The 24386-nt window shown below is 46.0% G+C and carries 24 protein-coding genes and 2 tRNA genes; 3 read left to right on the forward strand and 23 right to left on the reverse strand.

What is annotated here, in order from left to right; translation table 11 throughout:
- Window positions 1-16 precede the first annotated feature (16 nt).
- The 22 genes from NSB28_RS23495 to NSB28_RS23600 form a co-directional block, all read right to left on the reverse strand.
- Complete coding sequence (locus NSB28_RS23495; protein ID WP_109747775.1) at window positions 17-997, reverse strand: biotin--[acetyl-CoA-carboxylase] ligase; 981 nt, start codon at window positions 995-997, stop codon at window positions 17-19.
- Window positions 998-1009: 12 nt separating this feature from the next.
- Window positions 1010-1279 (reverse strand): DUF6637 family protein, encoded by a 270-nt coding sequence (locus NSB28_RS23500; RefSeq protein ID WP_109747776.1) that lies wholly within the window; start codon window positions 1277-1279, stop codon window positions 1010-1012.
- A gap of 1 nt (window position 1280) precedes the next feature.
- Window positions 1281-2216 carry an ornithine carbamoyltransferase gene (gene argF, locus NSB28_RS23505; protein WP_109747777.1) on the reverse strand — a complete coding sequence of 312 codons (936 nt, stop codon included), beginning with the start codon at window positions 2214-2216 and terminating at the stop codon, window positions 1281-1283.
- Window positions 2217-2449: 233 nt separating this feature from the next.
- Window positions 2450-3394, reverse strand: coding sequence for an SPFH domain-containing protein (locus tag NSB28_RS23510; protein ID WP_109747779.1), 945 nt, complete (start codon window positions 3392-3394; stop codon window positions 2450-2452).
- A gap of 3 nt (window positions 3395-3397) precedes the next feature.
- Window positions 3398-3841, reverse strand: a complete 444-nt coding sequence (locus NSB28_RS23515; RefSeq protein WP_109747780.1) for an NfeD family protein — start codon at window positions 3839-3841, stop codon at window positions 3398-3400.
- A gap of 114 nt (window positions 3842-3955) precedes the next feature.
- Window positions 3956-4783 (reverse strand): hypothetical protein, encoded by an 828-nt coding sequence (locus NSB28_RS23520; protein ID WP_109747781.1) that lies wholly within the window; start codon window positions 4781-4783, stop codon window positions 3956-3958.
- Between the two features lie 230 nt (window positions 4784-5013).
- Complete coding sequence (locus NSB28_RS23525; RefSeq protein WP_109747782.1) at window positions 5014-6447, reverse strand: cell wall hydrolase; 1434 nt, start codon at window positions 6445-6447, stop codon at window positions 5014-5016.
- Window positions 6448-6645: 198 nt separating this feature from the next.
- A complete protein-coding gene (locus NSB28_RS23530; RefSeq protein ID WP_109747783.1) occupies window positions 6646-7419 on the reverse strand; it encodes a TrmH family RNA methyltransferase in 774 nt (257 codons plus the stop codon).
- A gap of 60 nt (window positions 7420-7479) precedes the next feature.
- Window positions 7480-8130 carry a potassium channel family protein gene (locus tag NSB28_RS23535; RefSeq protein WP_109747784.1) on the reverse strand — a complete coding sequence of 217 codons (651 nt, stop codon included), beginning with the start codon at window positions 8128-8130 and terminating at the stop codon, window positions 7480-7482.
- Between the two features lie 15 nt (window positions 8131-8145).
- Window positions 8146-9120 (reverse strand): 6-phosphofructokinase, encoded by a 975-nt coding sequence (gene pfkA / locus NSB28_RS23540; RefSeq protein WP_109747785.1) that lies wholly within the window; start codon window positions 9118-9120, stop codon window positions 8146-8148.
- Between the two features lie 77 nt (window positions 9121-9197).
- On the reverse strand, window positions 9198-12680 hold the full coding sequence (locus tag NSB28_RS23545; protein ID WP_109747786.1) for a DNA polymerase III subunit alpha: 3483 nt from the start codon (window positions 12678-12680) through the stop codon (window positions 9198-9200).
- Window positions 12681-12727: 47 nt separating this feature from the next.
- Window positions 12728-13675, reverse strand: coding sequence for a CPBP family intramembrane glutamic endopeptidase (locus tag NSB28_RS23550; protein WP_257497803.1), 948 nt, complete (start codon window positions 13673-13675; stop codon window positions 12728-12730).
- Window positions 13662-14273: a class I SAM-dependent DNA methyltransferase gene (locus tag NSB28_RS23555; protein ID WP_109747788.1), complete on the reverse strand. Its 612-nt coding sequence runs from the start codon at window positions 14271-14273 to the stop codon at window positions 13662-13664. The genes NSB28_RS23550 and NSB28_RS23555 overlap by 14 nt, the downstream gene beginning before the upstream one ends.
- 284 nt (window positions 14274-14557) lie before the next feature.
- Window positions 14558-14791: a polya polymerase gene (locus NSB28_RS23560; protein WP_109747789.1), complete on the reverse strand. Its 234-nt coding sequence runs from the start codon at window positions 14789-14791 to the stop codon at window positions 14558-14560.
- A 128-nt stretch (window positions 14792-14919) separates the two neighbouring features.
- Complete coding sequence (locus NSB28_RS23565) at window positions 14920-15294, reverse strand: RidA family protein (RefSeq protein WP_109747790.1); 375 nt, start codon at window positions 15292-15294, stop codon at window positions 14920-14922.
- Between the two features lie 27 nt (window positions 15295-15321).
- A complete protein-coding gene (locus tag NSB28_RS23570; protein WP_109747791.1) occupies window positions 15322-16158 on the reverse strand; it encodes a CvfB family protein in 837 nt (278 codons plus the stop codon).
- A gap of 8 nt (window positions 16159-16166) precedes the next feature.
- Window positions 16167-16871, reverse strand: coding sequence for an acyl-[acyl-carrier-protein] thioesterase (locus NSB28_RS23575; protein ID WP_109747792.1), 705 nt, complete (start codon window positions 16869-16871; stop codon window positions 16167-16169).
- A 99-nt stretch (window positions 16872-16970) separates the two neighbouring features.
- Window positions 16971-17042 (reverse strand) — tRNA-Gln (locus NSB28_RS23580).
- 124 nt (window positions 17043-17166) lie between these two features.
- A complete protein-coding gene (locus NSB28_RS23585; protein WP_109747793.1) occupies window positions 17167-18525 on the reverse strand; it encodes a sensor histidine kinase in 1359 nt (452 codons plus the stop codon).
- Window positions 18522-19199 carry a response regulator transcription factor gene (locus tag NSB28_RS23590; protein ID WP_109747794.1) on the reverse strand — a complete coding sequence of 226 codons (678 nt, stop codon included), beginning with the start codon at window positions 19197-19199 and terminating at the stop codon, window positions 18522-18524. Before NSB28_RS23590 ends, NSB28_RS23585 begins: the two co-directional genes overlap by 4 nt.
- A gap of 86 nt (window positions 19200-19285) precedes the next feature.
- Window positions 19286-19516, reverse strand: coding sequence for a hypothetical protein (locus tag NSB28_RS23595; RefSeq protein WP_109747795.1), 231 nt, complete (start codon window positions 19514-19516; stop codon window positions 19286-19288).
- 202 nt (window positions 19517-19718) lie between these two features.
- Window positions 19719-19790: transfer RNA gene (locus NSB28_RS23600), tRNA-Gln, on the reverse strand.
- 302 nt (window positions 19791-20092) lie between these two features.
- Between NSB28_RS23600 and NSB28_RS23605 the strand changes: the two genes are divergently transcribed.
- From NSB28_RS23605 to NSB28_RS23615, 3 genes are all read left to right on the forward strand, one after another.
- On the forward strand, window positions 20093-21274 hold the full coding sequence (locus NSB28_RS23605; RefSeq protein ID WP_109747796.1) for a cation diffusion facilitator family transporter: 1182 nt from the start codon (window positions 20093-20095) through the stop codon (window positions 21272-21274).
- A 61-nt stretch (window positions 21275-21335) separates the two neighbouring features.
- Complete coding sequence (locus tag NSB28_RS23610; protein WP_109747797.1) at window positions 21336-22799, forward strand: nicotinate phosphoribosyltransferase; 1464 nt, start codon at window positions 21336-21338, stop codon at window positions 22797-22799.
- Window positions 22800-22923: 124 nt separating this feature from the next.
- On the forward strand, window positions 22924-23589 hold the full coding sequence (locus NSB28_RS23615; RefSeq protein WP_257497804.1) for a M15 family metallopeptidase: 666 nt from the start codon (window positions 22924-22926) through the stop codon (window positions 23587-23589).
- 49 nt (window positions 23590-23638) lie between these two features.
- Here NSB28_RS23615 and spoVT read toward each other — a convergent pair whose 3' ends face one another.
- Entirely contained in the window at window positions 23639-24187 is a 549-nt protein-coding gene (gene spoVT, locus NSB28_RS23620; protein WP_109747894.1) for a stage V sporulation protein T, read from the reverse strand.
- Window positions 24188-24386 lie beyond the last annotated feature (199 nt).

Genomic DNA, 24386 nt, shown 5'->3' on the forward strand with positions numbered 1-24386 from the left:
TTCTTATTGCTGTCTTTTATACATATCCGTAAATACCGCGCACAGATACTTCTCCTGCGTAAACCTCTTTGATGCTGCCGTCTTCAGTCTCGATCAGCAGCTCTCCTTCTTTATTTATCCCCCTGGCAGTCCCCCGGTATTCATTCCCCGGCTCCATGACGCATACTTCACGCTCCCTGTTAACCAGCAGGCTGTTGTATTCTTCCATAAGCCCTGTCATATCCTGTGTTTCCATAAATATGTCATAGCACTTTTCAAATTCTTCCAGGCAGTACTGGATAAGCTGGGCCCTGGATACACGTTTTCCCAGCTCTGCCAGCAATGAGGTAGCCATATCCGACAGCTCCTCCGGGAATTCTTCTATATTAACATTGATCCCTGTGCCAATAACAAGATAATGGATTTCATTCATCTCCGCCCCCATCTCAGTGAGGATGCCGCACAGCTTCTTACCGTTTATCACAATATCATTGGGCCATTTGATCTGAACATCCAGTCCCGCCGCCCGCTTACATGCCCTGGCCACTGCAAGCCCCATGACAAGTGTTATCATGGACGCCTTCTCAGGCCTCATACACGGTCTCAGCAGAAGGGTCATTGCTACCATCTTCCCTTTTGGCGAAGACCACACTCTGCCCCGGCGGCCTTTTCCGCTCTCCTGCTCATCTGCAACCACTAAAAGCCCGTGCCCGGCCCCTTCATCTGCCATTTTCTTGGCATACTCATTCGTCGAATCTATTGTCTCGAAATATTTTACAGTCCTGCCGGCCCACTTCGTATTCAGCCTGCTGCTGATCTCACTTGCAGAGACAACATCTGGAAATCCTGTAATATGATATCCTTTATTAGGGACAGCTTCTATTGAATATCCCTCACTTTTGAGCTGATTGATCACCTTCCAGATTGCTGTCCTGGATACGCCGAATTCCTCACACAGCTCCTGTCCGGATACATAGCCGTCCGCACTTCTTAAGGCACTCAATACCTTTCCCTTCACGGTCTAACCTCCTTAACGCGCAAGTGCCGGGAGGAAGACAGCTGCCAGACAGATGAGAACTGCCGCTATGCAGACTCCTCCCAGCACATAACGCCCTTTTCTAATGTTGATCCAGGCAAGGAATGCATCTAACACTGTTCCCAGCCAAAATATGATTTCAAAGAACAGAGAACCGCCCTCCATGTCAAACACTGATGCTGCGGAAAACACAAGTATCAGAAATGACACAGCAATGACAAGCATATCCAGTTCAAATGTTCTTTTCCCATTTATCTTTTTCATATTACTCACCAAGAGTTGCAACCATTACCGCCTTTATCGTGTGCATTCTGTTCTCAGCCTCATCAAATACTACTGAAGCCGGTGACTCAAATACTTCCTCTGTGACTTCTTTTCCTTTTACTGCAGGCAGGCAGTGCATAAAGATCGTTGTATCCTTGCCTGTTTTATCCATCAGCTCTTTATTTATCTGGTAATCAGACAGAAGTGCAATACGTTCAGCTGCCTTATCTTCCTCACCCATTGAACACCACACATCTGTATAGAGGACATCAGCCCCCTTTACCCCATCTGTGGAATCGGTGATCTCAATGCTGCTTCCTGACTCCCCGGCGTATCCATTGCAGAGCTCCACAAGCTCGTCTTTGGGCCAGAGCTCCTTTGGCGCGATAATGGTAAAATTAATGCCTACCTTTGCGCAGCCGATCATCAGGCTGTTTGCCATATTGTTGCGCCCATCTCCAAGGTACACAAAATTAAGCCCTTTCAGATAACCAAAATGCTCCTTCATAGTAAGCATATCCGCCAGGATCTGTGTGGGATGATAATCATCCGTCAGCCCGTTCCAGACAGGAACGCCTGAATACTCGGCCAGTTTTTCTACTGTCTCATGCTTGAACCCGCGGAATTCGATACCGTCAAACATCCTTCCCAGAACCCTTGCCGTATCTTCCACGCTCTCCTTATGTCCCAGCTGGATATCATCCTTCCCAAGATATTCCGGATGTCCGCCCTCATCAACACAGCCTATGGTAAATGCGCATCTTGTCCTGGTTGACGGCTTTTCAAATATAAGGGCCACATTCTTGCCTTTCAGGCTGCTGCCTGTTACACCCTTTTTCTTTCTGGCCTTCAGCTGACCCGCCAAATCCACCAGATATTCAATTTCCTCCGGTGTAAAATCCTTCAATGTTAAAAAGCTGCGTCCTTTTAAATTCATATCTGCTTCCTCCTATCTGAACTGCCCTTCCAGGACTATTACATAACCTGCATTCTATCAGCCTTTTCCCGGCCATGATAAGATAATAACACTCTTCCCTTATTTCTTCAATCACTTTCTGGTATAACTCAAAGCAAATAACATTAAAGGGCGCTGCATTTCCTGCAGCACCCTCCTGAAACAACCTAACATGCAAATTTTTTATTTACCTGCCTGTATACCGTAACCGCGGATCATTCCCCATCCTTAGCCACTTCTGTTATGGACTTCACAAGTCCCGCCATGTTCTGGATCTCAGACGGTATGATGATCTTTGTTGCTTTGCCGTCTGCAACCTTCTGGAACGTCTCAAAGCTCTTTAATGCAAGCACTGACTCATCAGCCCCTGCTTCCTTCAGGAATCTGATACCATCCGCATTTGCCTGCTGTACTTTTAAGATAGCCTCTGCCTGGCCTTCTGCCTCGCGGATCATCTTTTCCTTCTGAGCCTCAGCACGGAGGATGGCTGCCTGTTTCTCAGCCTCTGCATCCAGGATCACTGATGCCTTCTTACCTTCTGCCACAAGGACGGTTGATTTCTTCTCGCCCTCTGCCCTCAGAATCGCTTCTCTTCGTTCACGCTCTGCCTTCATCTGTTTCTCCATGGCATCCTGGATGGCTGCCGGAGGTATGATATTCTTCAGTTCAACACGGTTTACCTTGATTCCCCACGGGTCTGTGGCAATATCAAGTGATGCCCGCATCTTCGTATTAATAACCTCCCTGGAGGTGAGAGTCTGGTCCAGTTCCATATCACCAATGATATTCCTGAGCGTGGTGGCTGTCAGGTTTTCAATTGCCATGATAGGATTCTCCACACCATATGCAAAAAGCTTCGGGTCTGTGATCTGGAAAAATACAACCGTATCAATCCTCATGGTAACATTATCCTTTGTGATAACAGGCTGGGGAGCGAAATCTACTACCTGCTCCTTCAGTACTACTCTCTTTGCGATCCTGTCAATAAACGGCACTTTAAAATGAAGACCTACTGACCATGTACCCTGATATCCTCCAAGCCTTTCTACAACCATCGCTGTGGCCTGGGGAACGATCTTGATACAGGAGATGACCAGCAGTATAATTATAAGAATTAAAGCAACGATCAATATTGGTCCTAAATAATCTCTTATTTCCATTTCCTATTCCTCCCTCACCTTTTTAACAATAACTTTAACGCCGCTGATTTTCTGGACTGCCACTACGCTTCCGGCTTTGATGATCTCATCCGGATTCTCTGAACGGGCCGTCCACTCCTTGCCGTCCAGCCTCACCTGTCCTTCTTCTCTCAGATTATCTATGTCAGTCAGCACAATTGCCTTCTGGCCGATAAGGCTGTCAACATTTGTCTTTATCCTGTTCTTATTGACGTATTTCACTGCCAGCGGCCTTGTAAAAAACAGCAGAACTACGGATACTGCCAGGAACAAGACTACCTGCACTGCAATTGAGGCTCCCAGAAGTGATGCTATAAAAGCAATTAACGCACCTCCGGCAAACCAGATCGTCGTAAGTCCCAGAGTGGCCAGTTCTATGATCACCAGGACAATAAGGATGCCCAGCCAGCAAACAGACTCTAATTCCATTCCACATCCCTCGCTTTCTGTTATCTGTGTTATCTGATTACTGTTTAATCCATTCTACTATATTCTGAATTGAATTACAACATGAAAGCGATTTATATAAAACATAAATTTTTCTTAATCTGTCAAAAAGCCAAATTCTGCGGTTCCTCTGTCCCAGGTCCCTGTGATCTGATAAACATACCCTGCCTGCACACCTGTGATATAGTAGCCGCCGTCCTTCTCCTGTATCTCTACAGTCTCACCCTCCGGGATTGCAGCTCCGTTTACTTCGTCTTTTCTTTCACTGTCCGGCCACCTTACTGCTGTCACTGATTCCGGTTTTTCATCGAATGCAAGCTTCAGATCGGCAGGCTCCTGGAGCCTTATATCATTTATTTCTTTCCATTCCAGCACATGTGCAGAGTCAGCCACCACATGCTGTTCCTGCCCGTCCTCATCTGTATATGACCATGAATAGCCTCCTCTTGTTATTACCGCGGATACATTTGCCAGCTCAGTAGAATATTCCACATTCAAATACGGAGGCTGGGAAGGATCCGGTGCCTGATAGATGCCATCAACGATCTCCTGATACTTGTCAGCATCTGACGGCTTCCCCTCTTCTATGACTTTTATTTTAGTCACTCCGGGGTACTGTCCCGGATAAGACTCCAGCATAATGCCGTTTCCATAGATTTTTACTATATTTCCCTTTTGGAGGCCATCCTGCCCTATCTTCCTGCCGCCTGCATCGTATATCTCCTCAGGCATATGCACAGTAAACACTGTTCCTTTTTCTGTATCCACAAATATATATCCGCCTTCCCCGTATGGGACATACATGGCCCTGACTGCACCTTCTTCTTTAGAGTTTTTCTGCCAGACCATCAATGCTCCAAGCGCACATATGATCAAGATCAATATGGCAGCTATAATAATAACTGTTTTTTTCTTTTTATCCATCCCGTTCCTCCTTTTATGCCCCTGCATACAGCCGCAATGCAGAAGGCTTTCATTTATAACTGCTCACTGTCTTCACAGTCACACTAATTTCTATATTATTATAACACACGGCTTACTTTTAATACATGAAGGCCATATTAAAAAAAACCTAAAAATGTCAAAGGCCGCTGCTTACGCAACGGCCTCTGTTAGCACTTGCAATCACTTTCTCCTCTTAAGCCTGCAGGCTTTTATGAGAACCAGTGAGCTCCAATCTTTACACTGCCATATGCAGTATTAAAATAATACATTCCAGGTACCGGGTCCTCCCCTGATAGCGCTGCCTGGGCTGCCTCGTAGCAGTCACTCGGTACTCCGTTTGCCAGAGCGCTTGCCAATGAACCGCTGTATGCCGGTGTAAACTGGCCGCTCTGATAAATTACATCATGAATATTGTTCGGGAAACTGTCGCTGTATACACGGTGCATAACAACCGCACCTACTGCCACCTTGCCTTCACGGCTCTGGTTGCCTGCTTCACAGTAGATAATCGCTGCCAGAAGATCTACATCGCTGCCGCTAGCCTCTGTGCCTTCAGTCTGCGGCGCCTCTGTCTGAGGTGCTTCTGTCTCTTCTATGTAGTCTGTCTCAGGCGCTTCTGTATATTCTGTCTGCGGTGCCTCTGTATATGGAGCCTCTGTCTGGTCTATATACTCTGTCTCAGGCGCTTCTGTGTATTCTGTCTGCGGTGCCTCTGTGTACGGCGCTTCTGTCTGGTCTGTGTAGTCTGTCTCAGGCGCTTCTGTGTATGGCGCTTCTGTCTGCTCCGTATACTCTGTCTGCGGCGCCTCTGTGTATGGCGCTTCTGTCTGTTCTGTATAGTCGGTCTGTGGTGCTTCTGTCTGTGAGGACTGACCTGTGCTTGTCCCATCTGTGTAGCCGTTTCCTTCTGTCTGCCCTTCACCAGCGTTGGAATCTGTTGAACCATTCGTATCTGCCGGTACGTAAGCGCCTTCAAAAGCCCCCTGGCTTCCTGTCTCGCTGCCCGTTGAATACGGAACGGCCTTATCCAGAAGTAAAGTTTCTTCTACATCTTCAGCCGGAACATATGCCATAGTATCGGCATTCAGCTGTACGAAATACCAGTGTCCTTCCCGATTAAGGACCTGTAATTCTTCCCCCTCATTCACTGTCCTGACAATCTTTGATGCCGGATCAGCACTTTCAAATATATTGACATCATTCCAGGATGCTTCGACTCCCTGTTCTCCGTAGACTTCTGCAAGTTCCTTTGCATCATCCCCGAATGCCAGATAATCCGTCTTAACATACCCTTCGATATCTCCAGACTTTATGTAAGTCCATTCTTCCCCTTTGTCGATGACATCTGCCACTCCTGCTTTAGGCAGAACTCCGACAATCCTGCTTTCAGTTGAGGTATTGGACCTGATATTGATAGCCGTGTCCACATCCGCAACTGAACGATACGTCCACTTGTCCTCTGTAACGGCAGCCCCTGTACTAGTAGTATCGGTGCTTTCCTGTTGTTCTGTTTCTGATGTCTGCATTCCGACTCCAGCCCCTACTAAGGTTGACGGATATGCAAACGCCACAGCTGATGTAAACATGGAAAGTGCAAGTGCTGATACTGTACAGCCAATCACAGGTTTCATTTTACCCTTCATTTTTTACCTCCTGAATAATTGCAGATTTTAGGTAATTGCTTACCCTTTTACAATTATTACAAATTTGTTAAATTTGTTACGTTTGTATTGTATAACACTTCACCCAGTTTGTCAACCTTCTTTTAAGAACTTATTAAGAAATCGACCGCAAAACACGCGTTTTTCCTGGGTTTTCCATGTTTTTATCCTCCATTTTGACTAATTCCGCTGGCGGCGTGCCTCAAACATCAGGATTGTGGATGCCACAGCGGCGTTTAATGATTCCACCCTGCCGCACATGGGTATTAATATATATTTATCCGCCTTTTCCGCCATTTCTCTGCTCAGGCCATTCCCCTCATTTCCAATAAGGAAAGCCGTGCCTTCCGAGTAATATTCTTCTGTATAGGAAGATTTCCCTTTCAGGTGTGCAGCGTACACTCTCACACCTGCCTCCTTTATCTTATCTATATCCGCATATATATCTTCACTTCTGACACACGGCACCCTGTAGACAGAGCCCATGGTAGAACGTATAGTCTTTGGGTTATATATGTCCACAGTCTGGCTGCTCATGATGATGCCTGTCACTCCTGCCCCCTCAGCCGTTCTGATGATCGTTCCCAGATTTCCGGGATCCTGCAGATTTTCCAGTATCATAATAAGAGGCTTCTCTTCCTTTAAAATATCTTCTATCTTATCGTGCCTCTGCCTCACTATGCACATGATGCCCTGGGGCGTCTTTGTATCTGACACATAATCAAAAATACGGTCCTCCAGAACCTCTGCATCCTTCAGCCCTTTTATACTGCTGTTTTCAGGATTTTTCAGAAAACTTTCTGATATATATGTCCTGACGATCTTATCCTGAGGCGCTTCCTGGTACATCTTCAGGCCTTCTGCAATAAAAACATCCTGGTCTTTTCTGGCCTTTCCTTTCTTCTGCAGCTGAACCAGATTTTTTATCTGCTGATTTGCTGTGCTGGTTATCATTTTTTATCCTCCCCGCAAAAACGGCGCTGTCTACTGCCCAGCGCCGTCATTCTTCTAAGTTCAATTCTTAATTTTCTGCAGTTTGTCATTGTTCCCTACTGTAAGCAGGACCTGATTTGCCCTCATAGGCTCGTCAGGGTCCACGTTTGCATTGATGTTTTCGCCTTCCTTCAGCGCAATGACATTGACACCATATTTATTGCGGACATTCAGCTCACGCAGAGACTTGCCTACCCATTCGGAAGGCACCTGCATCTCCACCATACTGTATGTTGAGGAAAGTTCAAAGGTATCCATGAATTTTCCAAACACCATATTCCTGGCTACACGGGAACCCATCTCCTTTTCCGGAAATATGATATCGTCGGCCCCGACTTTTGCCAGTACAGTTGCATGGATCTTCGTATTCGCCTTTGCCAGCACATAGGGGATGCCTGCCTCTTTTGCCAGTATAGTTGCCATAACGCTGGCCTCCATATGGTCAGATACAGCCACCACAGCGCCGTCCATATTTCCCAGCCCAAGGCTTTTGAACACCTCAGGGTCTGTCACATTAGCTTTGACGGCATAGGTGACGTCATTTGCAATATCAGCCACCCTGTCTCCATCTATGTCTACGGCCAGCACGTCACAGCCGTTGGCATACAGGGAAGTCGCTACGCTGTAGCCGAATTTCCCCAGTCCGAATACAACAAAAGATTTTGCTGCCATTTCCTTTTTATCCTCCTATATGGAAAGTGCCCGGCTGACCTCAAACTGATATTCGGACACACTCTTGTGCATTGCAAGAGCCTCATCAATATCAAAATCGGTATATTCACCGTCTTTATACCCGACGACTCTGTCGCTCTTCCCGTCAGCAAGCAGATCTACTGCATATGCCCCCATCATGGAAGCATATACTCTGTCCTTACATGTGGGACTTCCGCCGCGCTGCATGTGGCCCAGGATGGTAGCCCTTGTCTCCACACCTGTGGCGGCTTCAATCCTTCTGGCCATACTTGTCGAATGGCCGATACCCTCTGCATTGATAATGATATGATGCTTTTTGCCTCTTTTTCTGTTGGAGATAATATTGTTGATCAGCTTCTGCTCATCATAATCGTATTTTTCCGGGAGGAGGATATCCTCCGCGCCATTTGCAATTCCGCACCAGAGTGCGATATATCCGGCATTTCTGCCCATAACCTCGATGATGCTGCATCTCTCGTGAGATGTGGAGGTATCACGCACCTTATCGATCGCCTGCATGGCAGTATTGACAGCAGTATCAAATCCGATCGTATATTCTGTACATGCAATATCAAGGTCGATGGTTCCCGGAACACCTATCGTATTGATCCCCAGCGCTGCCAGCTTCTGTGCCCCGGCAAAGGAACCGTCGCCGCCGATGACTACAAGCCCGTCAATGCCGTGCTTCCTGCAGACTTCAGCTCCTCGCTGCTGTCCTTCGGCTGTACGGAATTCTGAACAGCGGGCTGTGTAGAGAATAGTGCCTCCTCTTGAAATTGTATCAGATACGTCCCTTGCACTTAAGTCAACTATTTCTTCATTTAATAATCCATTATAACCTTTATATATACCTTTTACGTTCAGCCCTTTGGAAATACTTCTTCTTACCACCGCACGAATGGCAGCATTCATACCAGGCGCGTCTCCGCCGCTTGTTAACACTCCAATCGTCTTGATTTCTTTTGCCATGACTTTAACCTCCATCTCAAAATAGGGTGATTCGTTACTGTTTCTATTGTTAAACCATTATCATTGTCTTACTCATTCTAATTCATTTTTTTCATATTTTCAATACACTTTTCTACAAGTTTTACGTTCTTCTCACCAAATCGTTCGGAGATTTCACTAAAAAGAGGTTCCCCTGCATCCACACACCAATTCTGTGACAGACGCTTGATGGCCTTTGGCGACTTTACATAGATAACTACCGTGTCCTTGCCCTCAGACCTGCGCAGGATCTGATACATGGACTCTTCCTGCCTGAGGTACTCCTCCATATTTTCAAACTGGATCCAGATTTCTCTGGGCAGATCCTCAAATGCCCATATTTTTTCGCAGATCAGCTTGCTGGCTTTGTCATCCTCAGAAGATACACGGCCCCGTATAAATACCTTGGCATCCTCCTCCATCAGCTCCTTGTTGCCCTCATAATCTCTTGGAAACACCACGACCTCCACAGTTCCCAGAAGATCCTCTAAGGTCAGAAAAGCCATGGTCTTATTTGTCTTTGTGTGCTTAATAGTCTTTTCGGTGATCATTCCGCCGATGATGACCTTCTGCCCATCCAGCACCTTTGTTCCTCCTGTTTCCTCATCAAACTGGAAATCCAGAGTAGTATTGGATATATTTTTTCTCCACTTCTCCTCATACTTTTCCAGAGGATGGCCGCTTATATAGACTCCCAGGACTTCCTTCTCAAAGGCCAGAAGCTGTTCTTTCTCATATTCTCCCACATCGGGCAGCCTGATTTCAAAATCTTTTTTCTCTTCCTCGCCCACCAGGTCAAAAAGGCTCATCTGGCCTGCCATGGAATACTTTTTCGTCTGATTGACATTGTCCAGAATGCTCACATAGATCATCATGAACTGTTTCCTGGTACCGCCAAGGCTGTCCAGTGCACCGGCCTTTATAAAGTTTTCAATTGTCCTTTTATTGACTTCCTTTCCCGTGAGGCGTTCAATAAAATCCGACAGGCTCCTGTATTTTCCTCCTGCGCTGCGCTCTTTCACGATAGCGTCAATGACCGGCCTGCCAATACTCTTGATCGCCGAGAGCCCGTAGCGGATAGAATCCCCGTCTACGGAAAAAGCGCTCTCCCCCACATTGATATCCGGGGGCAGTATGGCTATACCCATCTGGCGGCAGGTCAGGATATATTCTGCTACCTTGGACGGGTTATCAATGACAGATGTCATCAGGGCAGCCATGAATTCCAGCGGATAGTAATACTTGAGGTATGCTGTCTGATAGGATACCACTGCATATGCCGCTGCATGTGACTTGTTAAATGCATACTTGGCAAAATCTATCATGTCATCATAGATTTTATTTGCGACTTTTTCATCGATCCCGTTGTTAATACATCCGGGCACGCCTTCTTCTTCATTTCCGTATACGAAGTTCTGCCGCTCCTTTTCCATGACAGAGGCTTTTTTCTTTGACATGGCGCGGCGGACCAGGTCGCTCCTGCCCAGTGTATACCCCGCCAGATTACGCACGATCTGCATAACCTGCTCCTGGTACACGATACAGCCGTATGTCGGCTCCAGTATCTCTTCCAGCTGGGGGCAGTCATATGTGATATTATCCGGGTTGTTTTTGCCTCTTACATACTGTGGTATAAAGTCCATGGGACCCGGCCGGTAAAGGGATATTCCCGCTATGATATCCTCCAGGCTCTGAGGCTTTAATTCCTTCATGAAGTTCTTCATCCCGCCGCTTTCCAGCTGGAATATTCCCTCAGTTTTTCCTGTACCGATGGATAAAAGAACGTCCTTATCATTATAATCAATATGGTCTATATCTATTTTCTTTCCTGTAGACTTCTCTGCCAGACGCACTGCATCCTGGATCACGGTCAGGGTGCGAAGCCCCAGGAAATCCATTTTCAGCAGTCCCAGCTCTTCCAGCGTCGTCATTGTAAACTGGGTCGTGATAGATCCGTCACTCGCCCTGGAAAGCGGCACGTACTCATCCACAGACTTCTGGCTGATAACAACACCGGCTGCATGCATGGACGTATGGCGCGGAAGGCCCTCAAGACGCTTGGACATGTCTATAAGCTGCTTTACCTGCTCATCCTCCTTATAGGCACGGCGCAGGTCTGAACTCATGTCCAGCGCTTTATCGATGGTAATATTCAGCTCATTGGGGATCATTTTGGCTATTGTATCACAGAGCGCATACGGCAGATCCATAACCCTGCCCACATCCCTGATGACACCTCTGGCCGCCATTGTACCGAAAGTGACGATCTGTACCACCCTGTCCTTACCGTACTTGCGCACCACATAGTCAATGACCTCCTGGCGTCTCTCAAAACAGAAATCTATATCAATATCAGGCATAGATACTCTCTCAGGATTTAAGAAACGCTCAAAGAGCAGATTGTACTTGATCGGATCCAGCTTTGTAATTCCCAGTGTATAGGAAACAATGCTGCCGGCCGCTGATCCTCGTCCCGGCCCCACCATAATGCCATGGTCTCTGGCATATTTTATGAAATCCCAAACAATGAGGAAATAATCCACATAGCCCATTGTCTTAATTGTATCCAGCTCATAATTCAGTCTGTCCTTCAACTCCTGAGTCACCGGGCTGTATCTCTCCTCCAGGCCTTCAAAACAAAGCTTATTAAGGTATTCCCAGGAAGTATACTCTTTAGGGACATCATATTTAGGCAGTTTTGTCACGCCGAATTCTATATCCACATGACAGCGCATGGCTATCTTGTGTGTATTCTCCAGCGCCTCAGCCGCATATGGAAAAAGAGCGGCCATTTCTTCAGGAGACTTTACATAATACTGGCCGCCCTCATAACGCATCCTGTCCTCATCAGCCAGCTTCTTCCCTGTCTGTATACAGAGCAGGATATCGTGGGGCGCCACGTCCTCCTTATAAGTGTAGTGGACATCATTTGTAGCCACAAGTCCGATGCCTGTCTCTTTGCTCATCCTGAGCAGCTGGGGATTGACCATTTTCTGGTCCGGTATTCCGTGATCCTGCAGCTCCAGAAAGAAGTTATTCTCCCCGAAGATGTCCCTGTACTTCAGGGCAGACTTCACTGCCTCCTCGTACATCCCTCTGACAAGATACCTCTGTACTTCTCCCGCCAGGCAGGCGCTCAGGGCTATGATCCCCTCATGGTACTCTCTTAAAACCTCTATATCTACCCTGGGCTTATAATAGAAGCCCTCCACAAATCCTTTTGATACTATTTTCATCAGGTTGGCATAACCCTGATTATTCTCAGCTAAAAGCACCAGATGATAATACCTGTCATCCCCTGCCCCCTGCTCCTTATCGAACCGGGAACCCGGGGCCACATAGACTTCACACCCCAGAACAGGGTTGATCCCCGCCTCCCTGGCGGCCCTGTAGAAATCGATCACCCCGAACATGACTCCGTGGTCCGTAATGGCAGCGCTGTCCATCCCAAGTTCTTTAACCTTTGCCACATATTCTTTTATTTTATTTGAACCGTCCAGAAGGCTGTATTCCGTATGGACGTGCAGATGTGTAAAGTTCACTTAATCTTCTGTCCTCCTTTTCAAACACGCTCTAAGCCCGACATATGTTAAAAATAGAGCTCTCTTGAAGCCATATAGATAAATCCCAGGACTGCACCGGCAATAAACGGGACAGACAAAAATGTGCGTCCTCCCTCCGCTGTATCTTTATCCTGCATGATCTGTCTCATATGATCTGTTCTCCTGCAGTGTTTCATTATCCAGACAAGCACACCGAAAGCCAGGCAGCCTGACACTGCTGCAACAACTGTATAACCCCTGAGGGTATTAAAAAGCTCCGTCTGTGTATAGACATCAGTAACAGTTGTCACCGGCTGTCCCATGGCTGCCTGCATGTCCTGCAGCGCCTCGATCAGCGGCGGCAAAATCTTATTTGCAACAACGCTCCACCCATTTATAATAAAATGAGACAAAATCGTTGCATATATGCTGCCTGTTGCCTCCATAAGCGCACAAAAAACCACTCCCAGGAGCAAGGCATAAGAAAACTGGTTGAAATTCAGATGGGAAATTCCAAATGCTATACCACAGGCGAGCGCCGCCTGCAGGAATCCTCTGCCCCGGAAAGTTCTGTAATAGATCCCTCTGTAAACCAGTTCCTCAAAAACCGCCGGAATTACCGCCATGGACAGAAGTCCCAGCCACAGAGGCATATCAGTGAGCACACCAACAGTGTCATTCACATAGTTTTTAGCAAATATCATCGAGAACATATTCAGCCATGACACAACCGGCATGAGAAGCGCAGTAAAGAGCACTACCATTAATGCTGTCGACAGATTAAGCCTGTTGTGGGGAATCCATTCTTTCACCTTCACTTTTGTTAACACAATGTAGATCAGCGGCGGCAGTGCAAAAACCACTTCACTGAATATGGTATTCTCCAGCATATTCATTTCCGGCAGATACGGTGAGATCCCAAAGATCACTGCCATAACCCAGAGAACTTCCACGAGAAACAGCCATCCGCCGGCTTTTGTCCTATTCTTCACCATCCTCTTTATCCAATCCTCCAATTTTTCTGGCCAGCACATTTACCCACTGCCTGTCATTGCCCGGGCGTACATCGTCACTCAGCCATATATCTATGATCTCAAGTCCTCCATGCTTCTTCAGCATGGAATGGAGTTCTTCCGGTGTATACTTATTAAAAGTCCGTCCGTGTGCCTCCTCCGTGCCTTCCCCTTCAGGATACGACATATAGAGCACACCGTCAGGGCAGAGAGCCTTTTCAACCTTATCCATGATAATATCTATCTCTGATTTTGATACATGCGTAAGAGAGGCGCATGCCCAGATGCCGTCAAAGACCTCTTCAAAGTCCATCTCACTGAATGTGAGGTTCAGGACTTCTTTATCAGTATAGATGCCTGCCAGCTCACACATCTGGGCTGAGCCGTCCATAGGCGTCACATAACAGCCCGCCTCCTCCAGCCAGACAGTATCCCTCCCGGATCCACAGCCCAGATCCAGAACCTCTGCATTTTCAGGCAAAAGTTCAAAGAAACGCTCCAGCTGTTTCGACATATCCAGATCTACAGTAGCTTCATAATAATCATTGCTGTGCTTATCGTAATAATCAATAGAATCCAAAATTCTTCTCCTTTATTTTCCCGGGCAGCACTCCAAAGTCAATCCCGCCTGACCTTGGGGGCTGCCGCAAGGGTTAAATGCTTAAGATATAATAGCTGCCAATGGAGCTATTATATCAAATGTCCACACGAATAACAAGAATGGAAGTAGTCCTGACTGCAGCTTTTTAATTTCATAGGAGACGAAGTTTCCAATGAAATTAAAAAGCTGCGGAGGCATTTACCAAATGCCTGACCGCAGCCCTGTGTGCCTGCAACATCGCCTGATCTTCCTGATATGGCTTTTTAGCCATTGATCATGAAATTAACCAGCCTGTCAATGTCTTCCTTTTCATATGCTATGATTTCCAGCTCCGGTATCTCTCCGTTTGAGAAAATGTTTGCCATTGATACATACTGGGAGAGCTTTGACTTCAGGTTGAGCCTGTCGCCCTCTCCTGTAACAAGTTCAACTTTTCCTGCACATTCATCTACGATCTTAAAAAATTTGTCAATATCTGTAATATTCTGTACCTTCATTCCCAATAACTCCTTTCCTGCCCCATTGTCCCGGGTTCTCAAAACCCGGATCTGTTATTTGAATAGTTGCCACATTATTACTATAAACCACCTGTATGGCAAACGCAACGGATTTTTATGAAATCCAGCTATTTTGTAGCAATTGCCTCAATCTCGATCAGGACATCTTTGGGAAGTCTGGCAACTTCCACACAAGAACGTGACGGATAAGGTTCTGTAAAGAATTTTGCATAAATTTCATTGATTTTTCCAAAGTCATCCATATTTTTTATAAATACTGTAGTCTTCACCACATTCTCCACAGATGTGCCTGCAGCCTTCAGAAGCTCCGCCAGATTGCCGATAGCCTGCTCTGCCTGAGCTGCTGCCCCCTCAGGGATCTCCCCTGTTGACGGCACTACAGGAATAACACCTGATGTATATACCATCCCGTTGACTTCAATTGCCTGTGAATATGGTCCGATCGCTGCCGGAGCCTTGTCTGTGCTTATGACTGTTTTCATGATGATTCCTCCTGTAAATTATAAAATTCATTTAACTTTCTTTATCCTGTTCTCTGTTATCTCGATCCTGCCATTCTTCAGCAGACGTCCCACTGCTCTCTTGAAGGCGGCCTTGCTCAGCCCAAATTCCCTCATTATGACATCCGGCGATACCTTGTCATTAAACGGCAGGACTCCCTCAAATTCTTCTATGACCTTCATGACATTTTCAGCGTCCTCGTCTATCTGGATATAGGCTTTCTCCCTGACAGTAAGATCCAGCTTTCCATCTTCCTTAACCCCTGTCACCCTGGCTTCTACCACATCTCCGGAGTGAAGCTCCGGCGGCATCACCTTTTTAGGTATGAGACCGGAATATTTGTTATCAACTGCCACAAATGCCCCAAACTCTTCACTTATAAGATACACAACACCTGTGACCTTGTCCTCCTTTTTATAGGGGGAATCTTTCTGGAGGTATTCATAGACATTCATTGTGGCGCACAGACGGCTGCTCTTGTCAATATAGACAGCCGCGAGGCATTTCTCCCCCTGGCGGACCCTTCTTGTCTGCTCCTTAAACGGCAGAAGGAGATCTTTTTCCAGACCCCAGTCCAGAAATGCACCGATATTTCCTACTTCCTTGACAGTGAGCACAGCTGCATCTCCAAGCTTCACAAGAGGTTCTCTTACAGTCGCTATAAGCCTGTCCTTTGAATCCTTATATAGGAACACCTCCAGCTCATCCCCGGCCGCTGCTCCTTCCGGCACTTCCTTGGCAGGCAGCAGCACCCGCTCCTGGGCATCAGCTGCTTCCCCCAGATAGACGCCAAAGTTTACACTTTTTACAATTTTTAGTTTTTGTCTTTTTCCTAATTCCAGCATATTATCTCCTATTCAAAACGAACAACTGCATACGGCCTTCCAGACTCATCACTCAAGGCCACACTGACTGACTTTTCTTCCTCGTAAACCCATGGGACTATTGTATCATGCAGAAGGGCTGCTTTACAATACTGCACCCTTATTTGTTTCACAAAAAAACCTTCTGGAAGGAATTCCTGTGCCATCAGCACATATTGTCCGTTGTTTACATGCATATTTGTATCCAGATGATGCTTCTGTACCTGGATCTGTTCAGCTCTCCGGCCTTCCTGAGGCAGGCTGATCTTTCTGGGAGCCTTTTTCATAGGAAGCTCCTCCTCCAGCTGATATCCCCTGATTTCCTCCTCAGATACCTTAACAGGACGCCCTGTAAGGATATCCACGTATATCCAGAGTGAATTCGCATAAACGAGCAGTTCCTGATTCTCATTCATAAGCGTAAAATTCCTGTCACCATAGAAGCCGCTGAACCCATAGGGCCATGTCTGTACCCTGATATTCTCACCAAATACGGGGAGCCTGTTTATCTCTATCTGCCACGCTGAGAGCATCCAGGCTCTTGAAGCCTCCTTCAGATGTTCTATCCCAAGCCCTATGGCCTCGGAATGGAACGTTGTCACATCCTGAAAATAATTAATGACAGATACAAGGCTCATCTCCTGCTTTTCATCTACCTCACTGTAACGCACCCTGCTGTCAAACTGATATACCATTTTATAACCTCCCAAAATTTCCTGTCATAACAAAAGCGCCTCTCACTCATCCCTGTGAGACAAAAAGAAAGCGTTGCATAATGCAACGCCCCTGTGCAGCTGGGCTACAAGGATTCGAACCTTGAAATGACGGAGTCAGAGTCCGTTGCCTTACCATTTGGCGATAGCCCAAAAGTATTGAAACTGAAAGGATCATACTGTTGAATCCTCACTGATCTTCAACATTCTACCATATGATTCCCAAAAATTCAATACTTATCCCAAAATTTGCATAAAAATTGTTATTTTTTATATTTTACTGCCCGGACTTGCCGGAAATCTTATTTTCATCAGAAAACCTGATCATGAAGCTGACTCCGGGCGTGCGGTTAACAACGCTGACAGATGCGCCGTAATAGTTGAAGATCTTCCTTGATATGGAAAGGCCCAGCCCAAAATTTCCAGTTTTATCTTTATACATATTTGCAAAAATTCTGTCCAGTTTTTCCTGCGGAATAGAAGGTCCATCGTTGTAGATCTCCAGACTCCCTTCCCTGAGCTTTACACTGATCCTGGTGTCTGCATACCGAATGGCATTATCCAGTATATTTTCAATAGCCACTGTTAGTTTGTCAGCATCACACCTGATAAAAAATGGAACAGTCTCCGTGTCCCAGTCCAGATCCGGATTGACCACTTTTATTCGTGATACAGTCTGTGAGACCAGCAGGCCCAAATCTATTTCTTCTGATTTATCTGAATATTCCAGAGAATAGCCAAGGGTGTTAAAATAGAGAAGCTGGTTTATTTTTCTGGCCAGCCTTGCAGATTCATCTTTTATAACTTGCGCTGTATTTTTTAATGAGCCAATATAAACACCGTCCAGTATGGCCTCAGCATGGCTCATTATTACCATGACCGGTGTTTTAAGATCGTGGGATATGCTTTGGAGAAAAACTTTTTCTTCCTGATCCGCCCTTCTTAAATCCTCCTGCATTTTATTCATGGCACAGGCCAGCCTCCCTGTCTCATCTTCCCTGTGTACATCAACAGGAGGGCCAAACTCCCTGGCTGCGATACTGGAAGTAAAATCTTCCAGCTCCTTTAAGGGACGTGCTATATTTTTGGCAATGATCTTAGACGCAAAAAAACCCGCAAAGATAAAAAGGCAGGAGACAAAAAGCACGATATAAAGGATAGTGAATTCAAAATCCAGCGGAGCAGATGAGATCAGATATCCCTGGGGAACAGAACTTATAACAATAAGATATGTCCTGCCCTGAATACTAGTTTTAAATAATTTACCATTCATTTCCCCCTGTACAACCCCCTGCGCAAATTTGACAAACTCTTCCCGCAGCGGCCCCGTGTCCATTTCATACTTAGTCCCATATTCAGGGGAATTAGATTCTTGTTTTTCCGGACCCAGCCATATGAAATGATCACTCTCTTTTAAAAACTCTGATTTTTCAAAAATCTGCTGTTCCTGAGGCTCCCCATTCTTCATAATATTATGCAGATACATCAGGTTTCTGCCTTCAGTCTTTTCATGAACTTTCTGAAAGACCACAAGATAAATCAGGCTGATGCATAAGATCAGGCCGAGGATCAGAGCTGTGAGTATCAGCCATATCCTGGCAGCCAGTGATTTTGTCTTGATCATCTCTCTTCTCATGGCTGCACCGCCAGTCTGTATCCGTATCCATAATGTGTCTCCAGAAGAAGGGCGTCCATTTTTTTCCGAAGCCGCCGTATGGTATCATCCACAACCCGGTCAGAGCCATAATAGTCTGTCCCCCATACCCCGTCTAAGATCTGATCCCTGGTGAGCACTAAATTTTTATTGGAAACAAAATATATTAAAAGTTCAAATTCATTATTAGTGAGAACTACCTGTTCTCCGTTCAGAAAAACTGTTCTCTGGTTCCTGCTTATCTTATAGCCGTTAATAATAATACTGTCATCATCAGGAGCATCATTGGCGCCATAAACATGCTGCATCAGCTTGTTTACACGCAGCACCAGCTCTCTTGGCAAAAATGGTTTTGGAAGATAATCGTCAGAGCCCAGTTCCAGACCCACAACCCGGTCCATCTCCTCATTCCTGGCTGACATAAATATAACAGGAATATCCCAGGATATAAGCCTGATCTGTTTCAGAATATCATATCCGCTGATATCAGGCAGCATAATGTCCAATACCCACATATCCGGCATCTGTTCTGTATACTTAAGTGCCTCCATTCCTGATTGGAATGTTGTCACTTCATATCCCTCTTTTTCAAGATAAAGCTGCAGAATCCGGCTTAAATGTATTTCGTCCTCTACAAGATATATCCTTCTGTTCATAAGTCCTCCGGCTGTACATGTTTAGTAAGAACCCCAAAAAGCCGGGGAACCTTCCCGGTTCCCGGCTTCTTGACACCCACTGTGATTTACTGCACTACATCTTTCACTGTATCCATCACAGATACTCCCTCACCAAGTGTCTTGTCATAGCTTTCTTTCACATGATCCGCTGCGGCAGTATCTGTTTTAGAGGCTCCCGGGCCAAGCGTACTCACGGCTGTCTCCTGTGGCTGGCTGGGTTTAGCAGCAAATGCGGTCAAGGATGTGCTTCCAATAATAGCTGCGGCAATTGCAAATCTCATTAATTTGTTTTTCATATGCTTACTTCCTTTCTTGTGCTGTTTTGTTTGCTGTTTACATCCTTATTATAGAAACAAAATACGGCAGAAATTTCTTCAAATTATGTGAAGATTATGTTATTTATTTGTCCGGTTATTTACGCGGTATTTTAATACAGGAATTTTCAATACACAAATAAAACCAGTAAGTACAAGTTTTCTCGTAATTACTGGTTTTTAACTGGGCTACAAGGATTCGAACCTTGAAATGACGGAGTCAGAGTCCGTTGCCTTACCATTTGGCGATAGCCCATCATTTTAATGTTGTCTCGTTGCCGTTTCAACGTTTTGTATTATATATCATCCCTCTGATAAAAGTCAAGCCCTTTTAAGAAATTTTTTTAATTTTTTATTCAATTTGATTTAACAGCTCACCTGTGAGCCGTTAAATCACTAAGTCCCCTCTGCTTCCGGATACCGGAAAATTAAAATTAATGGCACAATCCTCCAAAAAGTAGTATAATGTTACTATTCCTTGCCCCGCTAAATGTGCGGTTCCGGGGACAGCAGCAATATAATCATTTCAATATTATTATAGAAGATTTGAGGAATCCTATGACAGAATTACTTGTAAAATTTTTTGTTAAAAATAAAGATGACATTGAAAATATCAGAGTCAGGACATCTTACGGCACTCTGGCCGGAGCAGTGGGGATCTGCTGCAATACTCTGCTGTTTGGAGTAAAGCTGGCGGCAGGCATGGCATTGCACAGCGTTGCCGTTATGGCAGACGCTTTTAACAACCTGTCAGACGCCGCATCTTCAATTATAGGACTCGTGGGTACAAGAATGGCAGGCAAGCCAGCTGATGCGGACCATCCCTTCGGACACGGGCGTATAGAGTATATCAGCGCCCTGATCGTTGCCTTTCTTGTCCTTCAGGTGGGACTTACCTTTTTCAAGGACTCTCTGGACAAGATATTCCACCCTGAAGAGCTGACTTTCAGCACTGTATCCCTGATCATCCTGCTGCTCTCTGTAGCCGTAAAGCTGTGGATGGGATACTTTAACAGAAAGCTGGGACAGCGCATCAATTCCCAGGTGATGCTTGCCACCGCCGCCGATTCTCTCGGAGATGTAGTGACAACTTCTGCAACTATCTGCTCCATACTGATCTTTCACTTCCTGGATCTGAATATTGACGGCTTTGTAGGTGTCATCGTGGCCTGCATAGTCCTCTGGGCCGGTATCGGCATCGCCAGGGACACATTAAAACCGCTGATCGGCGAACCTGCGGATCCTAAGCTTTTTCAGGAAATCACCTCACTGGTGGAATCATATGAAGGCATAGTGGGGTCACATGACCTTATTATCCATAATTACGGGCCCGGACGCAGCATGGCCTCTATCCATGCAGAAGTTCCAAACAATGTGGATGTGGAGACATCACATGAGATCATCGACAGGGCAGAGCGGGAAGTCAGCAAAAAACTGAATATCTTCCTTGTCATACACATGGATCCTGTTGAAACAGAAAACAGCCATATCACAGCGCTCAAAGCAGCAGTTGCAAAAACCGCAGCTCAGGTGGACTCACGTCTCAGTATCCATGATTTCCGTTTTGTTGACGGCAGAGAGCAGATCAACCTGATATTTGACATGGTAGTGCCTATTGAATACAGCAGCAGCAAAACTGAGGAACTGAAAAACCAGGTCATTTCCGCCATTAAGGGGTTGGACAAACGCTATCAATGTGTTATAACAATAGATAAAAGTTTTATCGCTGAAAATGAGTAGCAAAATACTAAAATAATGAATTCATATAAATCCATATAAATTTATATAAAGGAGTACGAATATGAGCACAATGAATTTAACGCTGTTAACAGATTTCTACGAACTGACTATGATGCAGGGGTATTTCAAAAACCATACTACAGAAGTCGTGATCTTTGATGCATTTTACCGCAGAAATCCCTGTGACGGCGGCTATGCCATAGCTGCCGGGCTGGATCAGGTGATCGACTACATAGAAAACCTGAGCTTCAGCCCTGATGATATCAGTTATCTGAGATCTTTAAATACTTTTGATGAAGATTTTCTGGATTACCTGAGTACCTTTAAGTTCACAGGTGATATCTATGCCATACCTGAGGGTACTGTTGTCTTTCCAAGAGAGCCTCTCCTGAAAGTTGTGGCGCCTATTATGGAAGCACAGCTGGTAGAGACTGCTCTTTTGACTATCATCAACCATCAGAGCCTGATCGCCACTAAGGCCGCCCGTGTAGTCTACGCCGCCAAGGGTGACGGCATTATGGAATTCGGCCTGCGCAGGGCACAGGGTCCTGATGCCGGCGTCTATGGGGCCAGGGCTGCCATGATCGGCGGCTGTGTGGGAACCTCCAATGTGCTGGCGGGACAGCTCTTTGACGTGCCGGTAAAGGGCACACATGCCCACAGCTGGATCATGAGTTTTCTGGATGAATATACTGCATTCAAAAAATATGCAGACCTGTACCCGGATGCCTGCTGCCTGCTGGTAGACACATACGACACTATCAAATCAGGTGTTCCCAATGCCATCAGAGTATTTACCGAGATGAGAGAAGCAGGCATACCTCTTAAAAATTACGGGATCCGCCTGGACAGCGGCGACCTGGCTTACATGTCCAAAAAGGCGCGCAAGATGTTGGATGATGCCGGATTTGAAGATGCCTTTATTTCCGCCTCCAGCGATCTGGATGAATACCTCATCGAGAGTCTGAAAAGCCAGGGCGCGAAAATCACCTCCTGGGGTGTTGGAACCAACCTGATCACCTCAAAAGACTGCCCTGCATTCGGCGGAGTCTATAAACTGGCCGCCATCCAGGACGAGGAGACAGGTGAATTTATCCCCAAGATCAAGCTCTCAGAGAACACTGAAAAAATAACTAATCCTGGAAACAAGACGATATTCAGGATCTACGACAAAGAGACAGGAAAAATCCGTGCAGACCTGATCGCCCTTGTGGGGGAAGTATTTGATGACAAAAAGGATATGATTATCTTCGACCCGCTTGAGACATGGAAGAAAACGAAGATCCACGGCGGCACCTACGTGCTGAAGGAACTGCTCATTCCGGTTTTCCAGAAAGGCAAATGTGTCTACAGTTCACCCAGTGTTATGGACATCCAGGCATTCTGCCGCCGGGAAATGGACACCATCTGGGACGAAACAAAACGTTTTGTAAATCCTCATGATGTATATGTGGACCTTTCAGACAAGCTCTATAAAATCAAGGCAGATCTTCTGGAAAAGATGAGCATGGACGCATTAAAATAGATTTCCGGAAATAGTTGACATAAAACAGGCTCTCCTCTCATAAACATTTATATGCAGGATCATAATTGACTGTAATTATGATCCTGCATTGCTTTAGAGTGTTTTAAGAATTTATGAAAGGAGATTGCAGCTGTTCAGCATGTCTGAGGTACTGAACAGTTACAGTAAATTTATTATGCCTCTTGTTTTCTCATATGATATGCTGGTAAACCGAAACCGGCGGCTTTCAGAAGATTTTAAGCCCGAAAGCCTAATTTTGCCGCAGATCCCATTTGACAGCTCCGCTGCCCCGGATGATCCCAAACGTATGCTGGAGTCTGAAGCTGCCCATGCCGCAGAATCACTCTTTATACAAAGCCGCCATGACGGCCTTCATCTCTATGGAGTTTCCGGCTACCGCACCTATTCCCGGCAGAACGAATTATTCAGCCGTAATCCTGAAACCATCTATGTAGCGCCTCCCGGAGGAAGTGAGCACCAGACAGGGCTGGCCCTGGATGTCTCCTGCCCAGCCCTGAGCCTGGATCTGACAGAAGAATTTGCCCTCACACTGGAAGGGCGGTGGCTCACTAAAAATGCCCCGCTGTTTGGCTTCATACTGCGCTATCCTAAAGGAAAAGAAAATATCACAGGATATGCATATGAACCCTGGCATATCAGGTATGTTACCAGGTCCCTGGCTCTCTATCTGACCCTCACAGGACTGACCCTGGAGGAATATCACAGCCTCCGCCTGCCGGATGAAGACAGTGAGGATTATGGATGCGCTGCCTCTTCTGAGCCCTTTTGAGGGCAGTAAAAAGCGCGCACCATCCCTCAATGATACGCGTTTTAACAACTTACTGCTCCATCTGCCGTCCCAGAAAGCTGGCAGCGCACTTTGCAAGCAGGATTTCCGGCTCTCCCATCTTTGTCCGGCTTTCTTTCCCCATCACTATAACAGCTCCGATAGCGTCTCCCTCACAGATGATGGGGCAGATGACCTGGGGGAGGCTCTCGCTCCCTTCTTCATTCGTTACCTTCACATAATTTCCGTCATCTTTATTCGAAACCACATTCTCCCGCTCATTAATAGCCAGCTCAAGCTGCTTGCTGATCTCCTTGCCCATATAATCTTTTTTCATCCCGCCTGCTGCCGCAATAACCTGATCCCGGTCGGCGATACAGACAATATGTCCTGTAACCTGTGCCAGGGATTCGGCATATTCCTTTGCAAAGGCCCCCAGCTCTCCTATGGGGGAATACTTTTTTAATATGATCTCACCTTCCCTGTCAGTAAATATCTCCAGCGGAGCACCTTCTTTTATGCGCAGTGTCCTGCGGATCTCTTTTGGTATCACGACACGGCCGAGGTCGTCAATTCGTCTCACTATTCCTGTAGCCTTCATAAAATCAAATTCCTCCATTTTACTTTTCATAATCTGTACTTCTGTACCTGAGACTATTATTTGTAAAAAGGAGGAAATTATACCAAATAAAAACTGATTTTAATCCGGAGTCAGTGTTTCTTTATTTATTCTGATAATGCTGCATTCGCTTCTATACACCTGCGCCCATCTGCAAGGATCTAAATTATGGAATGCACGC

It is taken from the genome of Murimonas intestini (assembly GCF_024622195.1).
In the GTDB taxonomy this organism is placed as follows: domain Bacteria; phylum Bacillota; class Clostridia; order Lachnospirales; family Lachnospiraceae; genus Murimonas; species Murimonas intestini.